Below are 15582 nucleotides of genomic sequence, written 5' to 3'. Positions count from 1 at the left end.
CGTAGCCAGGGCAGACATGTTCGGTTGTATCTGCTGCGGATGGCGCGGGCCAAGCGTAAGGCCAAGCGGGAGAACAAGGCTCGTTAGCAGTGTGCTGGGCTCGGCAGATGGCCGAGCTCGGCACGGTGACAACTACGAGGGTCGCCAGACGGTGTGTTGCGGCGTGTGGTCGCCGTGGCCGTTCGTGCGCGTGATCAGCACACGATCCAGGCTGAGGCGGAAGAGATGGGTGTTGGCTTCAGGGGCAGGGACACCGATCGTGGATCGTTCGGCGACAAACAGATCCGACAGAACTTGCCGAATGCCTGCGTCAGCGACGTTGTGAGCTCGGCCCGTGCAGTAGAAGGCGTCTTCGTTGTCGTCGCAGGGGAACGAGTGCAGGGAGTAGCGGCCGTCACGATGCAGGTCGACCTGTTTCGGTCCCGGCACGATGAACGCATACAACTCCTCCGATGCGACCCACTCGAGACTTCCTGGCCTGGCGGCGTTCTCGGGGAACAGCAGTGGGCAGATGGGGTGGAGACGCGGTCCCCCGTCACCGCGAACGGTGGCCAGGAAACCGAGCCCAACCCCGACCTGGTACAGCAACGCCCGGCCCGCATCAGCCAGGTCGGGCCGGCTCCGGTTGAACTCACTCCAATTTGCCATGGTTCCAAAGTGTTCCGGACAACCCGACCCACCACAATGACCGCGGGTGGCGACCGAATCAGTACGGCGTCGATCTATAAGGCCGCTCAGAGGAAGACGCGGGCGATTTTCAGCCACTGTTGTGCGTCCGCGCCGGCAGCGGTCAAACCGGTCTCGGCGAGGGGCCTGCGTTGGGTGACTCGGAGGCAGAAGTCGAGGGCGCTGCCTTGTACTTGCTGCTCGGCGGCTGCTGGGCCCCATGCCCAGGTCGCGCCGTCGGGGGCGGTCAGTTCGACACGGAACGGGTCTGTCGGGATGGGCAATTGGGCCGCGTAGTAGGACAGCGGCACTCCGAGGACGCCTAGGGTGGCGATGTGGCGGAGTCGACTTGTCGGCGGATGCGTGACACCCACCGTGTCGTAGATGTCCTGCCCGTGCGCCCACGTTTCCATCAACCGGAGCGGGACCATCAGTGCCGCGGTCAGCGGCGAATCGAACCACGGAAACTCTTGGTCCAGTGGGATGTCCCGGAGTGCGGCCGCCACCTCGGTTCGACCGGCGCGCCATTGCTCGAGCAGGACCGCGCGCGGCTGCGCTGCTCCTGCCGCCGCCTCCAGATCAGCGTGTCGGCTGCCTCCGGCTTCCGCCTGCTTGACCACGGTGTCGAACGCCTCCGGGGTGCGAATGGCGATGAGAACATTCGCATCGGCGGCCGCAAGGTGCGCGATCTGGTGGGCAATCGTCCACCCGGCCGCCGGTGTGTTGGTGGACCAGTCGTCCTGCGCGGATATCAGGGCGTCGAGCGCATCTCCTTCCGCCATCAGGTCGGGAAGGGCAAGGTCACGTTGCACAGCGGACAGATCGAGTCCGTAATTCACCATCTGGCAATCACCTTCACGCAGGGGTCGAACATGATCACCACCAACATAGACCTCGGTCGTGCCGGTGCGCACGTGTCGACAGCGGAGGTGACCCGAGAGCCCCTGCAAGATAGGCGATTTCGGATCGAACGTTGCGCTGCGGGAATGGGTCGTCGTCCGCGTGGAACCCGGAGTTTCCTGGTCGCAAAGGGCGTATTCGATGTACCCGAGCGACCCTACCTGGATCGATATCTGCTGCGGGTCTTCACATTTCGGCAGTGGTGCCGGGCAGAGTGCCTTCGGCGAGCTGCAGTCGTTCCGCGAAAACGACCAGGTACTGCTGAGCTTCTCCCGAGAGGCCGATCGTGGCTTTGTTGAGGCGGCGCAGGCCGGGGTCCATCAATCGGGAGATCAGCTCGACGTCGCCGGGGTCGACGGGTGGTGCGGTGGTGATCAGGTCTCGAGCACTCTGCGTCACTCCCGCGGAATACGACAGTTCGTGCATTATTTCAGCGATCCTCACGTCAGTTGTCGGTCACCGGTAGCGGCACTGTCACCGGTGCGACATCGCGGAGCTCGTCACCGGGTGCCTGCGGAGCTGTCTGTGATCGGCGACGCGGTCGTGTCGCCATCGCCACTCGCGAGACGGATCACGTCTCTGTGTCTCAAACTAACACCGCAGCGCGACGGCGACAAGGAGTAACTCGAACACCCGAGGTCATCGAGCGCCAAAGGTTCACATTCCGGATACGTGTGCGCGGTATTCGTGAAACTATTCGGCGCTGCTAATTGCCCGAATTGTCGCTGCGCAGATCGAAGCGCGACCAGTGACTTAACTCCCGTGAAGCGGAACTAACACTGATGGCTGGGTTGGTTTGCCCGCCTTAAACTCTCACATCCAACGGAATTCTATCGAAAGTAGCCGATGGGTAAACACCGTGCATCACGAAAGCCTGACGTGCCGACGCGAGTGGCAATGGTCTCGACAGTTGCGTTGCTCACTGCCTTGGCCGCCGTCGACTGGGATGGCACGCAGGAAGTCGGACCGACGTCGAGTGGGGGTAATCCAGCACCAGGAAAGTCCACTAATCCGTTCGCTTTGCCGCTGATGCCCGGACCGAGCGTTACCCCGGACACCACGCGTATCGAGCCCGATTCCGTCGAGATGGAAGCGGCGACCGACGTCGGCCTCAAGTTTCGTACCGCGCAAAACCTCCGCGATATCGCGGAACCGGCCGAGGAACCTGCACCGCCGACCGTCGACGATCGTGTCAACGGCGCTGCGGCAGCCTGGGTTTCGGGCACCATGCAGGGCTACGACTGGTTGAAGCACGTCGAGCAGATCATTATGGCGCGGGTGATGTCGACAGCGGAGGAGCGCAACGTGTGATGCCGGGCTCGGCTGATTCGCCTCATCGGCCGCTCGGTTCGTGAGCCCGACCCCCGGGTGGGGAGGACCGCCCGGGGGTTGTCACCGTGGTCGGGTACCGTGTCGACGAATTGTGATCGGCGAGCACGGAGGTACCCCATCGTGGCGGGGGGTTTAGGAAGGCGCAGGTTCGCGGTGACCGCGGGACTTGCGATGGCGGCGATGTCGACCGCCGGCTCGAAGGCGCTCGACGCCGCGACACCGGTGCGAACCAGCTCGGCGGCGGTGCCGCAGGCCACCGACACCGCGTTGCGGATCGCCTACGGCCCCGATCCGGATAACTTCGGCGATCTCTACCTGCCCGCCCACGGCTCCGGCCCACATCCGGTGGTCGTGCTGATCCACGGCGGCGGCTGGTCGCAGAACCGGACGCTCGCACAGTTCGCGCCGCACGCGAAGGGATTGGCCGACGAGGGCGTCGCGGTATGGAACATCGAGTACCGGCGGGTGAACGGTGCGGGCGGCTGGCCGATCACCCTCACCGACGTCGAGGACGCTGTTGCGGCGCTGCCCACCGTTGTCCAGCAGCGCTGTGCCAACCGGCTGAACCTGCGCCGAGTGCACCTGAGCGGACACTCCTCGGGCGGCCATCTGGCGGCGTGGGCGGCGGGCCGGCTCGTCTCGGAGACGGGCATGGTCGAAACGCTGCCGCAAATTCGGGTGCGCAGCGCCACGCTGATGGCCGCCGTCCTGGATCTGGAACTCGCGGCGACCAGAGGCCGCGACGGATTCGTGCGCAGGCTGCTCGGCGGCGGGCCCGATGAGGTGCCGGAGCGCTACCAAGCCGCGTCGCCGATCGAGCACCTGCCCATCGGCGTCCGCACCGTTGCCCTGCACGGCGACCAGGACCGTGTCGTGGATCTGGAGCAGAGCCGCCGCTACGTCGCGGCGCTCACCCGTGCAGGCGGCGGCGCCGACCTACAGGTGTTGCGCGGCACCGGCCACGGTGAATTCGTCGACCCCGCCTCGGCGGCGTGGGCGGCGAGCCGGCAGACGATCCTGGACCACGTCGCGCTGCTGTAGTGCGCTCGATGTTAGCGGGAATGCCCAGTGCCGAGGATGTGGCGACTGGGTAAACCTATCGCCGATGGTTAGGAATGAGCTCCCGGCGCATGGTAATAAATTCATGGTGTCCTGTTCATCGGTCGACTTCCCCGCGGACAGCGCTGGCAACCCGCGTTGTGGTTCCGTGCCGACACCGCCGCCGAGGCGGCGATGACTCGATGGTCGCTGCGACTCGCGCCGGGTGCAGCGCCTAAAACCCCACTGCAACGCCCGCCGAAGGCGAAGGGCTACCGACTGGACCTGGACGGTCTGCGCGGGTTCGCGATCGCGTTGGTCGTGGTGTTCCACGTCTGGTTCGGTCGGGTGTCCGGCGGCGTCGATGTGTTCCTTGTGCTGTCGGGATTCTTCTTCACTGGGTTGTTGCTGCGCCGCGCGGAGTCCGCGGAGGGCGTCGGGGTGGTGCACACCGCGCGACGGACCGCGCGGCGGCTGTTGCCCGCGATGGTGGTTGTGCTTGCCGCCGTTGTGGTGGCGACGGTGCTGCTGCGGCCGTATACGCAGTGGCCCGATATCGCGGCGCAGACCTTGGCGTCGCTGCTGTACTACCAGAACTGGCACCTGGCGTTGTCCTGGTCGGACTACTTGGCCGCGGACCCGTCGGTGAGTCCGCTGCAGCATCTGTGGTCGATGTCGATTCAGGGGCAGTTCTATCTGGCGGTGCTGCTGCTCGTTGCCCTGGTGGCGTGGTGCTGTCGACGGTGGGGGTCCCCGACGGCGGTGCGGCCGGTCCTTGCCGTCACCATGACCGTGCTGACTGTCGCCTCGTTCGCCTACGCCGAGCACGGCGTAGCAACGCATCAGGGCTGGAACTATTACGACAGCTTCGCCAGGACTTGGGAGTTGCTCGTCGGCGGCCTGATAGCCCTTGCGGCGCCGTGGATTTCGTTGCCACGTGTGGTCCGTGCCGTGCTTGCGGCGCTCGGTTTCGTGGCCATCGCGGCCTGCGGTTGGCTGATCGACGGCGCCAACGCGTTCCCGGGACCGGCCGCGCTGCTGCCTGTCGGCGCCGCGGTGGCGTTGATAGTCGCGGGCAACAACATTGACGCTGACGCGCATCCGATGCCGAACCGGCTGCTCGCCTCCGCGCCGATGGTGCGCTTGGGTGGGCTGGCTTACGCGCTCTACCTGTGGCATTGGCCGATCCTGATCTTCTATCTCGGCGAACGGCGCACGCCGACTGCCGGATTCGTCGGCGGGTCCGCGATCATCCTTCTCGCGCTGGCCTTGGCCTACCTGACCAATCGCTTCGTCGAAGAGCGATTGCGACTGCGACCTGAGGCGCCCGAAACAGACAGTCCCGTAGCGACATCCAGGAGGCGCACCGGGGTCGTTGTGCTTGCGCTCGGCACTGTCGTACTCACCGCGGCGTTCAGCGCGCACATCGTGACGCGGGTGTATCCGCCACAGCCCGTTGGCTATTTGAATCCGGCGGTGTATCCGGGCGCGGAGGCGCTGGTCCGTGGTGTCAGCGGACCGCACGCCCCGATGCGTCCGTCGCTGTGGGAAGCCCCGGCCGACGCGGCATACCCCACTCGTGACGGATGCATTGCCGATTGGGACACTCGCGACGTCATCACCTGCGGCTACGGCGATGCCAACGCCGAACGCACCATCGCCGTTGTCGGCAGCTCGCATGCCGAACACTGGGTACCTGCCCTGGATGTGCTTGCGCGCGAACATCATTTCCGGATCGCCACCTACCTGAAGATGGGCTGTCCGCTGACCGTCGCCGCCGAACCGACCTACAAGGGCGAGGCCATCCCCGACTGCCGGGACTGGTCCGCCGAGGTGATCGACCGCCTCGGCGCCGAACGGCCGGACTGGGTGTTCACCACCGGCACCCGCCCCCGCGACGACACCGGTGATGAAACCCCCACCGACTACCTCGACGTGTGGACGCAACTGTCCAAACGCCACCTCAACGTGATCGCCATCCGCGACACCCCCTGGTTGCGTCGCGACGGCGTCCGCTACCGGGGAACGGACTGCCTCGCCCAGCGCGGCGACCGCATCAGCTGCGGGATGCCTCGCGCTGCCGCCCTCGACCAGACCAACCCGGAAATCGAAGCCGCAGCCTCATTTCCGAACGTCTTCCCCCTCGACCTGACCAACGCGGTCTGTGAACCTCAGGTCTGCCCGATCACCGAGGGCAACATCCTGATCTACCACGACGAACACCACCTCACCGCCAGCTACTCCCGCTCCCTCGCCCCTGAACTCGGCCGCCAGCTCCAGTCGATTCTCGGCTGGTGGTGAGCCCGTCTTTCTGCCGCAGTGGAACGGCGTCGGCGGAGCGTCGTCGATCCGCCGACACCGACCCCTTTCCCCCCGGGCTGGAACCACCCCCTCGCGAGTACCCGCGCTCACTCTAACATGAACATGAATCATATTTACGTTCTTGTCATGTCAAGATGATCCACAGCGCCACAGGCGATTCGGGGCCTTACGACAGCTCCGCCATCTTGATGATTTCGCGCGCGATTAGTTCCGGCTCGGTGGCAGGGACGCTGTGGCCGGAGTTCTCGGCGATCACATGGCGGCCGGCGGGCGATCGGGTCGCGCGATGGGCATGCGCGGCAATGGCTTCGGCGCGAGTGGCCGCGTCCATGCCGTCGCCGGTGCGGGCGCCGGAGATGACGGTGACAGGGATGGACCCGGTGTCGGGTGGGGTAACACGCCAGGTGGCGAGTTCGTCGAGGAAGGTGCGTGCCTGTTGGCGCATGGTGCGCGCGACCCCGCGGGTGAAGCCTTCTCGATTCAGATCGTCGCGCACGTCGGGCGGGACGTCCCGCAGCAGCCCGCGGAACAGGAACCGGAGCAGCCCGAGCCTGGTGAGGACGGTGGCCACACCGATCCTGATGCGTTCGCCTCGGCGGAAGCGGGAAGTGAACAGGACCTGCGCGGCTTCGTCGACGGGGTCGACGAGCACGAGGCCCGCGATCCGGGCGGGTTGGCTGGCGGCGGCGAGGCGGACGATGGGGCCGCCCGCGCTGTGGCCGACCAGAATGAAAGGTCCTGGCCCGAAGTGGTCGAGCACCTGGTTGAGGTCGTCGGCCATGCGGATCATGCTGCGGCCGGACGGATCCGGTGCGCTGCGGCCGAGTCCGGAGCGGTCGTAGACGACCGCTCCCGTGCAGCGGGCTACCTCTGGTTGCACCTTGGCCCACGATGACCTGCTCGACCCTGCGCCTGCTTCGAATACGACCGTCGGCGCGGTTGTTTCGTTGCCGGGGTGTGGAATTGGTAGCACCATCGCGTGCAGCCGCCGCCCGTCCTGAGTGGTGACCCATTCCGAGAGGCCTTGAGTGTGCTGGACCGGTTCGGTCATCGTTCCCCCGTTCGCTCTGTGAAAAGGGGGTGGTGCTGAGTAGGCATGTGGATTGGCGTAGCCCCCAACCTGCCGACCGTAGGCCGTCCCCCGCCGAGGAGTGTAAACCACCTGAGCGGAACGAAATGGCGGGCCGGATATTTGCTGCACTGGATATGGCCGAGCATTCCTGCACAGGATCTCTACAACGCGAACCCGCTGGCGCGCACAATCGCCGTCTAGCTTTGGCGGCAGCGGCGAGGAGTCCGCTCCTCGCGACAATCTGCGAGATCATGGAGGTCGATATGCAGAGTGCGAACGAATTCTCGCGATGGACAAGCGAATTCGAAGCGAAGACGGTCGCGCGGGCGGCCGCTGGGGATCCCGATTGGGGCAGGGGAGCGGCGCTGGATTCCGCGGTCGCCAAGAGCATTCAGCGATTCCAGGTCGGCGAGAGCGGCGACGGCGCGAATCTGATCGCGAAGGCGGACGCAGCAGGCGATCCGGTGTATGCCCGTGCCGCGTTCGCGAAAACCTCGGCCCCGGCCCGCCTGATTCAGCTCGTGCTGTGGTGGATAGTCCTGATCGGCTCGACCGCCGTGGTCGCCGCCGACCACGGCCCCGCGTTGCGCGTGCTCGGCGTCACCCGAACCGGCTTCCTCCTCGACGTGCTCGGCTTGTTCAGAACGATTGTCCCGACCGCCCTCTCATCGAACGTCCTGGCCGTCGCCCGAATCCCGGCACAACCGGTAGCCGGTCTGAACTGAGGCTCAGAGACGGTCGAGGACCTCGCCCAACTTCGACAGCGTCTGCCGCCACCCGCGTTCCATGACGTTGCGCTGCATCTTCTGGCGCTTGTCCTCGATGTTGAACCCGCTGTTGATCAGCAGCAGTCGGGTGCCGCGCCCTTGTGGCTGCACGGCCCAGGTCACCGTCCACGGGGTCGGGTTCGGCCCGCGGAGATCGACCCAGCTCCACGTCATGGCCGCACCAGGGGTGGCGGCGAGGACCTCGCAGGCGATTTCGGCGGGGGGATTGGTGGGCACGGTGAAGATGAAACTGGTTCCGACCTGGGCGCCGTCGAAGCCCACCGAGGGGAGCAGCCACTGTTCGACGACGGTCGAATCGGTGAGCGCGTGCCAGACCGTCTCCGGTGGCTGCGGGTAGAACCTGCCGAGTTCGACGCGTGTGGGATCAAGTTCGGGGTCGATACTCATTCGGTCTACGTTATCGAATGGCAGGCAGGTCTCGGAGTTGCCGACGCGAGCTGATGTCGAGTTTCCGGAAGATGTTGCGCAGGTGCGCGTCGACGGTGCGCGGGCTGAGGAACATCTGGGCCGCGACCTCTTTGGACGTGGCGCCGCCCGCAACCAGGCGAGCGATGTGGACCTCCTGCACGGTGAGTGCGTCGGCGGCCGACGCGGACCGGCTGCGGGCGCGTTCGCCGGTGGCTCTGAGCTCGCTTGCCGCTCGCGCCGCGAACGCTTCCGCACCCAGGCCTGCCAGCATGTCATGGGCGAGCCGTAGCTGGGCTCTGGCGTCGAGCCTGCGTCCTTCCCTGCGCAACCATTCGCCGTAGACGAGGTGGGCGCGGCCGAGGTAGATCGCGAACGGACCGGACGCCAGCAGCGAGATGGCCTGCAGGTAGGCGTCTTCGTCGTTGTCGACGAGGCCGCGCGCGTAGGCGACGATGCCCGCACCCCACGCGGGTGTGCTCGCACAGGAGCGTTCGGCCAATTCCTCGAATGCCCTGCGTGCCGTGTCGGTGTTGCCGCAGTGCACCGCCGCCTCGATCAGCTCCGGCAATGCCAGCCCGGCGAGCCCGAGATCGCCGGTCGCGACCGTACTTTCGGCGGCGCGCAGCGCGGTCGGATAGTCGGCGAGACCGTTGTTGAGTGCGGCGGTCGCGTACTGCACGCTGAGGCTCATATGCGGGCCGACCTCGGCGAACAGCTGCTCGGCCTGCGCGCGCCGACCGGCAAGCGCCGCAAGGTGGATGCGGGGATAAACGAGCGGGGCCGCGCCGGTGGCCTCGGCGATCGCCTCCTCCTCGGAGATCATCTCCTTGGCGGCGCCGAAGTCGCCGGTGTAGGCGGTGGCGGTCGCGAGCATGGCCAGCCCGATCGGCAGCAGATGGAAGGAGCCCGACTCGCGGCCCGCCGCGACGACGTGGGTAGGGATGGCCCGCATCGCGTCGGCGTTCCACAGTTCCACTGCGAGCAGGAATCCGAGGGTCGGCCAACGCACCGACAACTCGCTGTTCCATGCCGCGACGAGCGGGTGCAGCAGCTTCGCGCCGGCACGATGTCCTTCGACATGCAGTGCGATCATGCCGTCGAGGATGTTGTCCGCGTCGCTCGGCTGCGCGGTCGGGCGTGGCGCCGTCTGCGCCGCGGCGATGACCGCGTCCAATCCGCCTGTCAGAATCGCCATTTCGATCGCGTCCACATAGCACTCGCGGGCCAGCGCCGGGTCGCGGACGGCCAGTTTGGCGGCGGCAAGGAGCAGATGGTCGACCGGCAGCTCATCACCGCGGAAGCGGGCGAACGAGATTCGGCCACGCAGCAGATCGACGCGCGGATCCGCCGGATCGACGGTCGACAGCAATTCGGCTGCCGCGCCGAAACTTCCGACGGACACGGTGGCCTCGACGGCAGCGAGCACCCGCTCGGACCGCAGGCCTCGGTCGAGCGTGAGCGCGGCCGCGCGCGCCAAAAAGGCTGCGGCTGCGGCCATTCCGCCGCGTGCCCGGGCGCGGTCCGCCGAACGAACCAGCGCGGCGGCCACGTCCTCGTCCGGTCCCGCGCTGGCACGGGCCCGATGCCAGGCAACCCGATCCGGGTCGGCGACCGCGTCGCTCACCTCGGCGAGCGCGCCGTGGGCACGCCGACGCTCCGCGTCCGTCGCGGCCCAGTAGACCGCCGACCGCGCCACCGGGTGGACGAACCGCACTCGGGTGTCGAACTCGACCAGCGACGCATCCGCGGCAACCGTTCGGTCGATGCCGAGTAGCGCCGCCGCCCGCCAGAGCAGACCCGGATCACCGATCGGTTCGGCGGCGGCCACGGTCAGCAATAGCCGTTCCTCGGGGGCCAGCGCCTCCAGCCTGGTGCGAAAACTCCGTTCGGCGAGCTGCGGGGCAGGCAGGTCGAACCCGCCTGCCAGCCCGGCCAGGCCTGCCGTCTTGGCCAATTCCAGCAGCGCCAACGGATTGCCGCGCGCCTCGGCCAGAATGCGGTCACGCACCCGCTCGTCCAACGACGTGCGAATCTCGCGCGCCAGCACGGCCCGCGCTTCGGGCTCGCTCAATCGCCGCACCTCCACCTGCGGCAGCCGATCCAGCACCGGAACGCTCTCGCGCGCCGCGAACACCATCGCCACGCGTTCCGCGCCGACGCGCCGCGCCACGAACGCCAGCGCCCGCGCCGACGCGTCATCGAGCCACTGCGCGTCGTCGACGAGGCACAGCAGCGATCGGTCGCGCTCCAGCAGCAGACCCAACGTGGCCGCACCGACCAGAAATTCACTCGGAGTCCCTGACTCCATGCCGAACGCGATGCGCAGTGCCTCGCGATGCGGCGGCGGCAGCGCGTCGAGGTGCTCGAATACCGGAGCGCACAGCTGGTGCAGAGCCGAGTACGGCAGCTCCGTCTCGAATTCGGCGCCGGCGGCCCGGATAATCAAGAAGTCGTCGGTCCGCGCCAGCTGGTCGAGCAGCGCACTCTTGCCGATGCCGGGCTCCCCGCGGAGCAGCACCGCGCCGCCGCGTGACTGCCGCGCCTCATCCAGCAGCGCCAGCAGCCGCGTCGTTTCGTCCCGTCGCCCGACCATCTCACTCACAAGCAAGGATCTTGGTGCATAGCGGCATTACTGTCACAGCGGGAGTAGGTGAAAACTACCGACGCGAGCGGACCCACACCATTGCGACATTAGTGGCATGAACGCACCACACAGGATTGACACGATGTCGAATACCGCAACCGACGCCGACCAGGTATCGCACGAGCGCCTGCTCGACGACTGGATGGCCGTCTGGAACGGTGACTACACCCCGGCCGAGCGGATCATTTCCCCTGCCTTCTTCGTCCACGCCGCCATGCTGGACGGCAGCGACAGCACCGCGATCCGCGGGCCGGAAGGCTTGGTCGCGTGGGTCGCTCAGCTGCGCGCGGCGTTCAGCGAGCTGGTGTTCGAGGTGGAGGTCGGGCCGATTCTCGACGCCAACTATCTGGTGCTGCGCTGGATCGCCACCGGCACCTACGACGGCGGATTCCCCGGCGCGACAGCTGCTCTCGGCGCGCAGGTCCAGTTCACCGGCACCGATGTGCTGCGCGTCGAGCACGACATGCTCGCTGAATATTGGCTGAACTCCGACGTCCATGTGCTGCTCGCGCAGCTCGGTGTGCACTGAACCTGTCCGCACAAAAACCGGTTGAGGGGGTCGCGCTCGGCGACCCATGATGGGAGCTCGCGAGACAGAGGAGTTCGGGTGCGGCCGTTGACAGTGCTGTGGTTGACGGGCGCTCCCGGAGTCGGCAAGTCGACCACTGCCTGGGCCATGTACTCCTGGGCCAAGGCCGAGGGGCGGCCGGTCGCCTACGTCGAAATCGATCAGCTGGGCCTCCTCGCGCCCGCGCCGAGCAACGACCCGCAGTACCACCGGGTGAAGGCGGACAACCTTCGCGCGGTGCTCGATACCTTCCGTCGCCACGGCGTCCGGCAAGTGATCGTGTCCGGTGTTGTCGACCCGGAACGCGGGATCGACGGCTACTTCGCCACAGCGTCGGACATCGAGTTCACGCTCATCCGATTGCGCTGCGACCGTGCGGAATTGCGCCGCCGGTATCTGGGACGCGGCTCCACCGAGGAACGACTCGAAGAGCTGATGTCGATCGCGGACGCGTACGACCGGAACGCGGTAGGAATACCGTTCGACACCACGGCGCTGGCTTCGCACGAGATCGTGGCGAAATTGAGTGAGCTGGTATGCGTTGCGGGCCAACCGCATTCCACTGCCTCGACGCTGGCGGAGCCGCTTACCGCCGCTGAACCCGCGCCCGTCCTGGTGCTGGCGGGCCCGACCGCGGTGGGTAAGTCGACCGTTGGCTTCGAGGTGCTGCGGACACTGTGGAGCCGTGATCTGCCTGCGGCCTATATCGATGTGGACCAGCTCGGGTTCTGCGAGTTCGCCCAAGAAGTCAAGTCCGAGAACCTCATCCAGCTCTGGCATGGCTACCGCCGGGCGGGCTCCCGTGCACTGATCGTTGTCGCACGCGGTATTCCGCGCCCCTACCTACAGGCGCTTGCCGACCAGCGCATCACCCTCGTGCATCTGACGGCGTCGCCGAGCGAGCTGGCGAAGCGGATCGCCTCGCGTGCGCACGGTCACCGCCACGGCGACGGCCCTGGCCTGGCGGGTGATTCGCTGATCGGAGCATCGGCCGAGCAACAGGCCAGCATGCTTGACCGATCCGCCGAGGAAACTGTCGCGCTCCGTCGGGACGGCGACGGTGCTCTTGTCGTCGACACCGACCACGAGACCAGCTCGGAAATCGCCGCGAGGCTGGCCGACCTGGTCGGGCTCGACCTCCGCGCTTAGCCCGGGGGACTGCCTCGCCTGCCTCGTCGGCGGCGAAATAATCACCTGCACTGGCAATCTCGCCGCAATGCGAGCTTCTTTCACCATCGACGCCGATCCTCTTGCGCGGCGGCCCCGCTCGCTCGTACTCTTCATAAGTAAGTAGTTACTTACAAGGGAGAGCATGAGCGGATCGACCCGCGAACGGATCATCGGCGAGGCGCTGCGCCTGTTCGGTGAGCAGGGGTTCGCGCGGACCACAGTGACCCAGATCGAGCGGGCGGCAGGCCTTTCCGGTGGGGCGGGCGGGTTGTACCGGCACTTCCGGTCCAAGGACGAACTGCTGGTCGAGGCGGTCCGGTCGCGACTGACCGAGCGAGGCGAATGGGCGCCCTTTCTCGCCCCCGATTTCTCGATCATGTCCTGGCTGGATTCGCTTGCGCCGCAGAGCTCCACCGTGGACAAGCTGACAATGCTGTTCCACATCGGCCTCGGCAGGCTGGAACACGACCGCGACGTCAATCGAATCCTGATGCGCGACAACTCGATCGGCACCGACGTGCTCGAGGTGTTCCGGCGCGAGGAGTACCTGGTGTTCGTCAAGGCGGTACTGCGCGGACTGCTCGAGCTCACCGAACCTGATGCGCGGGACCAGGACTGGGAAGCCGCGTCCGCGGTGTTCGTCGGCGCGATCGCGCACTACTGGCTGATCAGCGACACCTTCGGCGGCGACCATCCCACGGCGGTCGATCCGGACCGCTATCTGCGGGCTATCGCCGAGTTGGTCGTCGCCAGGCTGCGGTGGACGGATACACAGGGAGAGGGATAGTCATGAGCAAGCACATCACCGTGATCGGGGGCGGTCTGGCCGGGCTCACGGCGGCGATCGCGGCCGCGGAGGGCGGTGCGGCCGTTCAGCTGCACGAGGCGCATCAGACCCTCGGCGGTCGCGGGCGCGCCACGGCGGCGCCCTATGTCGTCCACGAGGGCGCGCACGTCTTCTATGCCGACGGACCGCACTATCGGTGGCTGAAGCAGCACGGCTTCGTCGCCGATCTCGGCTGGCCCGGGCTCGGCGGCTGGGCAAGGCTCGGCTTCCGTGCCGGTGGCAGCCTCCGCAAGTCGCCGCCGCTCGGGATGGTGCGCGCCCAGCTGCGCGGCAGGCTGACCGCGCCGGTGGACGTCGACTTCCGCAGCTGGGCGACATCGAAATGGGGTGAGGTCACGGCCGAGCAGCTGGCCAACGCCATCAGCGTGGTGACCTATGACGCCGACACCGGTCGGCTGTCCGCGGCCTTCGTCTGGGACCTGGTTCGGCGCGTGTTCGGCGTCAACGTTCCTGCGGTGCGCTGGGTGCGCGGCGGCTGGCAACGGGTCATTACCGATATGGCCGCCCGCGCAACCGAACTCGGCGTCGAGATCGAAACCGGTTCCCGCGTGGCCGAACTGCCTGCCAAGGGTCAGGTGATCATCGCCACCGACCTGAACGCGGCACGGAACCTGCTCGGCGACAACAGCCTCGGCTGGACCAGCGGGCATGCGGCGTTGCTCGATATCGCGGTGCGATCGTCGCGCCGCGACCGGACGTTGGTGTTCGATCTCGACGAGGGTGGCTTCCACGAGAGTTACACGATGCAGGACAACACCATCGCGCCGCAGGGCGAATCGCTCTACCAACTCCAGATGCCCATTCGCGCAGGCGAATCCGCTGCGCACGCGAACGTCAGGCTGGAGCGCTTCGCCGACATCGTCGTGCCCGGTCGCCACGATCGCACCACTTTCCAGCGCACCTCGACCGCGAAGGGCCGCACCGGTGCGCTGGACCTACCCGGTCAGACCTGGCGCGATCGTCCGGCGATCGATCGCGGGCACGGCGTCTACCTGGTGGGTGACATGGTCGCCGCGCCGGGCATGCGCGGCGAAATCTCCATCAACAGTGCACTGCACGCGGTGCGTGCGGCCCTCGCTACCGCGGGCGCGGAAACCGTTCGCTGAACGAGGCTGGCGGGCAGTACTTCTGGGTGGTGTACCGATCTGATCACGTGGCGGGGAGAGATCGGTGCACTGCCCGGGATTACTGCCCGCGACGGCCCGCGGTGCGATCACCAGACGAGAGTGGTGTCCGCCGTGCGCACACTGCCGAAAAACCGCTTCCCGGTGTCACTTCCATCATGGTTGTACGCATCGATGATCTCCGCCAGCTCCTCGGCAAGGGCCTGCAACGCCGGACTGGCTGTCGCGATACCGCCGTCGGACACCCACCCCCACTCCGCAGGTACGCCCTCGATCGTGATCACGATGCGGCCATACGAAGGCTGGTCGACGGAGTAGCTGATCTCCGCGGGCGCCGCGCGCACCGGGCTGCTCACCTCGAGCTCCGTCGGCAGGCCTGGCACGGAAAACGTGCGCACGAACGCCAGGTCTGCGCGAATCATCGCCACGATCTCCGGCAGATCGGCATGCCGCCCCACCTTGTCGTACTGTCTGCCATAGGTCCGGTCGCCGACCGCGCGCAGTCCCGCGCCGTCGCCGGCCTTGCGCAAGAGCCGCAACAACATTCGTTCCGCCGTCGCCCGCTCCTCTGCGCCGGTCGCCGGATGGTCGATCAGTGCACGCAGGTGTGCGATCCGCGAACCCAAACCACCAGCAGCCATGCGGCCATGCTAGAGCAGCGGCGATCGAGGGCGGGTCACCAGAGCCTGCGCCCGGCATGAAC

15 protein-coding genes are annotated in these 15582 nt (G+C 67.0%); 8 read left to right on the top strand and 7 right to left on the bottom strand.

Translation table 11 applies throughout. From position 1 onward, the window contains the following. Window positions 1–132: 132 nt before the first annotated feature. From ACGFNJ_RS32600 to ACGFNJ_RS32590, 3 genes are all read right to left on the bottom strand, one after another. On the bottom strand, window positions 133–648 hold the full coding sequence (locus ACGFNJ_RS32600) for a hypothetical protein (RefSeq protein WP_393457002.1): 516 nt from the start codon (window positions 646–648) through the stop codon (window positions 133–135). 86 nt (window positions 649–734) lie between these two features. After that, window positions 735–1508 carry a TIGR03084 family metal-binding protein gene (locus tag ACGFNJ_RS32595; protein ID WP_393456999.1) on the bottom strand — a complete coding sequence of 258 codons (774 nt, stop codon included), beginning with the start codon at window positions 1506–1508 and terminating at the stop codon, window positions 735–737. 244 nt (window positions 1509–1752) lie between these two features. Continuing rightward, the gene (locus ACGFNJ_RS32590) at window positions 1753–1992 is read right to left on the bottom strand and encodes a hypothetical protein (protein ID WP_393456997.1); all 240 of its coding nucleotides are present in this window, start codon (window positions 1990–1992) and stop codon (window positions 1753–1755) included. Between the two features lie 501 nt (window positions 1993–2493). On the opposite strand from ACGFNJ_RS32590, the gene ACGFNJ_RS32585 reads away from it, so the two are divergent. The 3 genes from ACGFNJ_RS32585 to ACGFNJ_RS32575 all read left to right on the top strand — a co-directional run bounded on the left by ACGFNJ_RS32585 (window position 2494) and on the right by ACGFNJ_RS32575 (window position 6237). Beyond that, window positions 2494–2877, top strand: a complete 384-nt coding sequence (locus tag ACGFNJ_RS32585) for a hypothetical protein (RefSeq protein WP_393456994.1) — start codon at window positions 2494–2496, stop codon at window positions 2875–2877. Between the two features lie 174 nt (window positions 2878–3051). After that, window positions 3052–3939 (top strand): alpha/beta hydrolase family protein, encoded by an 888-nt coding sequence (locus tag ACGFNJ_RS32580; protein ID WP_393456991.1) that lies wholly within the window; start codon window positions 3052–3054, stop codon window positions 3937–3939. A gap of 192 nt (window positions 3940–4131) precedes the next feature. Continuing rightward, the gene (locus tag ACGFNJ_RS32575; RefSeq protein WP_393456988.1) at window positions 4132–6237 is read left to right on the top strand and encodes an acyltransferase family protein; all 2106 of its coding nucleotides are present in this window, start codon (window positions 4132–4134) and stop codon (window positions 6235–6237) included. A 187-nt stretch (window positions 6238–6424) separates the two neighbouring features. Here the strand turns inward: ACGFNJ_RS32575 and ACGFNJ_RS32570 are convergent, their stop codons facing one another. Beyond that, entirely contained in the window at window positions 6425–7309 is an 885-nt protein-coding gene (locus ACGFNJ_RS32570) for an alpha/beta fold hydrolase (protein ID WP_393456985.1), read from the bottom strand. Window positions 7310–7593: 284 nt separating this feature from the next. On the opposite strand from ACGFNJ_RS32570, the gene ACGFNJ_RS32565 reads away from it, so the two are divergent. Beyond that, window positions 7594–8055: a hypothetical protein gene (locus ACGFNJ_RS32565; RefSeq protein ID WP_393456982.1), complete on the top strand. Its 462-nt coding sequence runs from the start codon at window positions 7594–7596 to the stop codon at window positions 8053–8055. A gap of 3 nt (window positions 8056–8058) precedes the next feature. On the opposite strand, the gene ACGFNJ_RS32560 is transcribed toward ACGFNJ_RS32565, so the two are convergent. Together ACGFNJ_RS32560 and ACGFNJ_RS32555 are read right to left on the bottom strand one after the other, a co-directional pair. After that, entirely contained in the window at window positions 8059–8505 is a 447-nt protein-coding gene (locus ACGFNJ_RS32560) for an SRPBCC domain-containing protein (RefSeq protein ID WP_393456979.1), read from the bottom strand. A 10-nt stretch (window positions 8506–8515) separates the two neighbouring features. After that, window positions 8516–11119 (bottom strand): AAA family ATPase, encoded by a 2604-nt coding sequence (locus ACGFNJ_RS32555; protein WP_393457460.1) that lies wholly within the window; start codon window positions 11117–11119, stop codon window positions 8516–8518. 133 nt (window positions 11120–11252) lie between these two features. Here ACGFNJ_RS32555 and ACGFNJ_RS32550 point away from each other — a divergent pair, with 133 nt between their 5' ends. From ACGFNJ_RS32550 to ACGFNJ_RS32535, 4 genes are all read left to right on the top strand, one after another. Then, on the top strand, window positions 11253–11699 hold the full coding sequence (locus ACGFNJ_RS32550; RefSeq protein ID WP_393456976.1) for an ester cyclase: 447 nt from the start codon (window positions 11253–11255) through the stop codon (window positions 11697–11699). A 78-nt stretch (window positions 11700–11777) separates the two neighbouring features. Continuing rightward, window positions 11778–12887, top strand: a complete 1110-nt coding sequence (locus ACGFNJ_RS32545; RefSeq protein WP_393456973.1) for an AAA family ATPase — start codon at window positions 11778–11780, stop codon at window positions 12885–12887. A 163-nt stretch (window positions 12888–13050) separates the two neighbouring features. Further along, on the top strand, window positions 13051–13695 hold the full coding sequence (locus tag ACGFNJ_RS32540; RefSeq protein WP_393456970.1) for a TetR/AcrR family transcriptional regulator: 645 nt from the start codon (window positions 13051–13053) through the stop codon (window positions 13693–13695). Between the two features lie 2 nt (window positions 13696–13697). Further along, the gene (locus ACGFNJ_RS32535) at window positions 13698–14861 is read left to right on the top strand and encodes an FAD-dependent oxidoreductase (protein WP_393456967.1); all 1164 of its coding nucleotides are present in this window, start codon (window positions 13698–13700) and stop codon (window positions 14859–14861) included. Window positions 14862–14968: 107 nt separating this feature from the next. On the opposite strand, the gene ACGFNJ_RS32530 is transcribed toward ACGFNJ_RS32535, so the two are convergent. Next, complete coding sequence (locus ACGFNJ_RS32530) at window positions 14969–15520, bottom strand: hypothetical protein (RefSeq protein ID WP_393456964.1); 552 nt, start codon at window positions 15518–15520, stop codon at window positions 14969–14971. Between the last annotated feature and the right edge of the window lie 62 nt (window positions 15521–15582).

It is taken from the genome of Nocardia sp. NPDC049149 (assembly GCF_043197455.1).
Taxonomy (GTDB): Bacteria; Actinomycetota; Actinomycetes; order Mycobacteriales; family Mycobacteriaceae; genus Nocardia.
This window is presented reverse-complemented; position numbering and strand designations above follow the sequence as displayed.

Coding starts and splice junctions, on each gene's coding strand:
- ACGFNJ_RS32600 (WP_393457002.1), bottom strand. CDS start 648: ATGGCAAATTGGAGTGAGTTCAACCGGAGCCGGCCCGACCTGGCTGAT.
- ACGFNJ_RS32595 (WP_393456999.1), bottom strand. CDS start 1,508: ATGGTGAATTACGGACTCGATCTGTCCGCTGTGCAACGTGACCTTGCC.
- ACGFNJ_RS32590 (WP_393456997.1), bottom strand. CDS start 1,992: ATGCACGAACTGTCGTATTCCGCGGGAGTGACGCAGAGTGCTCGAGAC.
- ACGFNJ_RS32575 (WP_393456988.1), top strand. CDS start 4,132: ATGACTCGATGGTCGCTGCGACTCGCGCCGGGTGCAGCGCCTAAAACC.
- ACGFNJ_RS32570 (WP_393456985.1), bottom strand. CDS start 7,309: ATGACCGAACCGGTCCAGCACACTCAAGGCCTCTCGGAATGGGTCACC.
- ACGFNJ_RS32565 (WP_393456982.1), top strand. CDS start 7,594: ATGCAGAGTGCGAACGAATTCTCGCGATGGACAAGCGAATTCGAAGCG.
- ACGFNJ_RS32560 (WP_393456979.1), bottom strand. CDS start 8,505: ATGAGTATCGACCCCGAACTTGATCCCACACGCGTCGAACTCGGCAGG.
- ACGFNJ_RS32555 (WP_393457460.1), bottom strand. CDS start 11,119: ATGGTCGGGCGACGGGACGAAACGACGCGGCTGCTGGCGCTGCTGGAT.
- ACGFNJ_RS32550 (WP_393456976.1), top strand. CDS start 11,253: ATGTCGAATACCGCAACCGACGCCGACCAGGTATCGCACGAGCGCCTG.
- ACGFNJ_RS32540 (WP_393456970.1), top strand. CDS start 13,051: ATGAGCGGATCGACCCGCGAACGGATCATCGGCGAGGCGCTGCGCCTG.
- ACGFNJ_RS32535 (WP_393456967.1), top strand. CDS start 13,698: ATGAGCAAGCACATCACCGTGATCGGGGGCGGTCTGGCCGGGCTCACG.
- ACGFNJ_RS32530 (WP_393456964.1), bottom strand. CDS start 15,520: ATGGCTGCTGGTGGTTTGGGTTCGCGGATCGCACACCTGCGTGCACTG.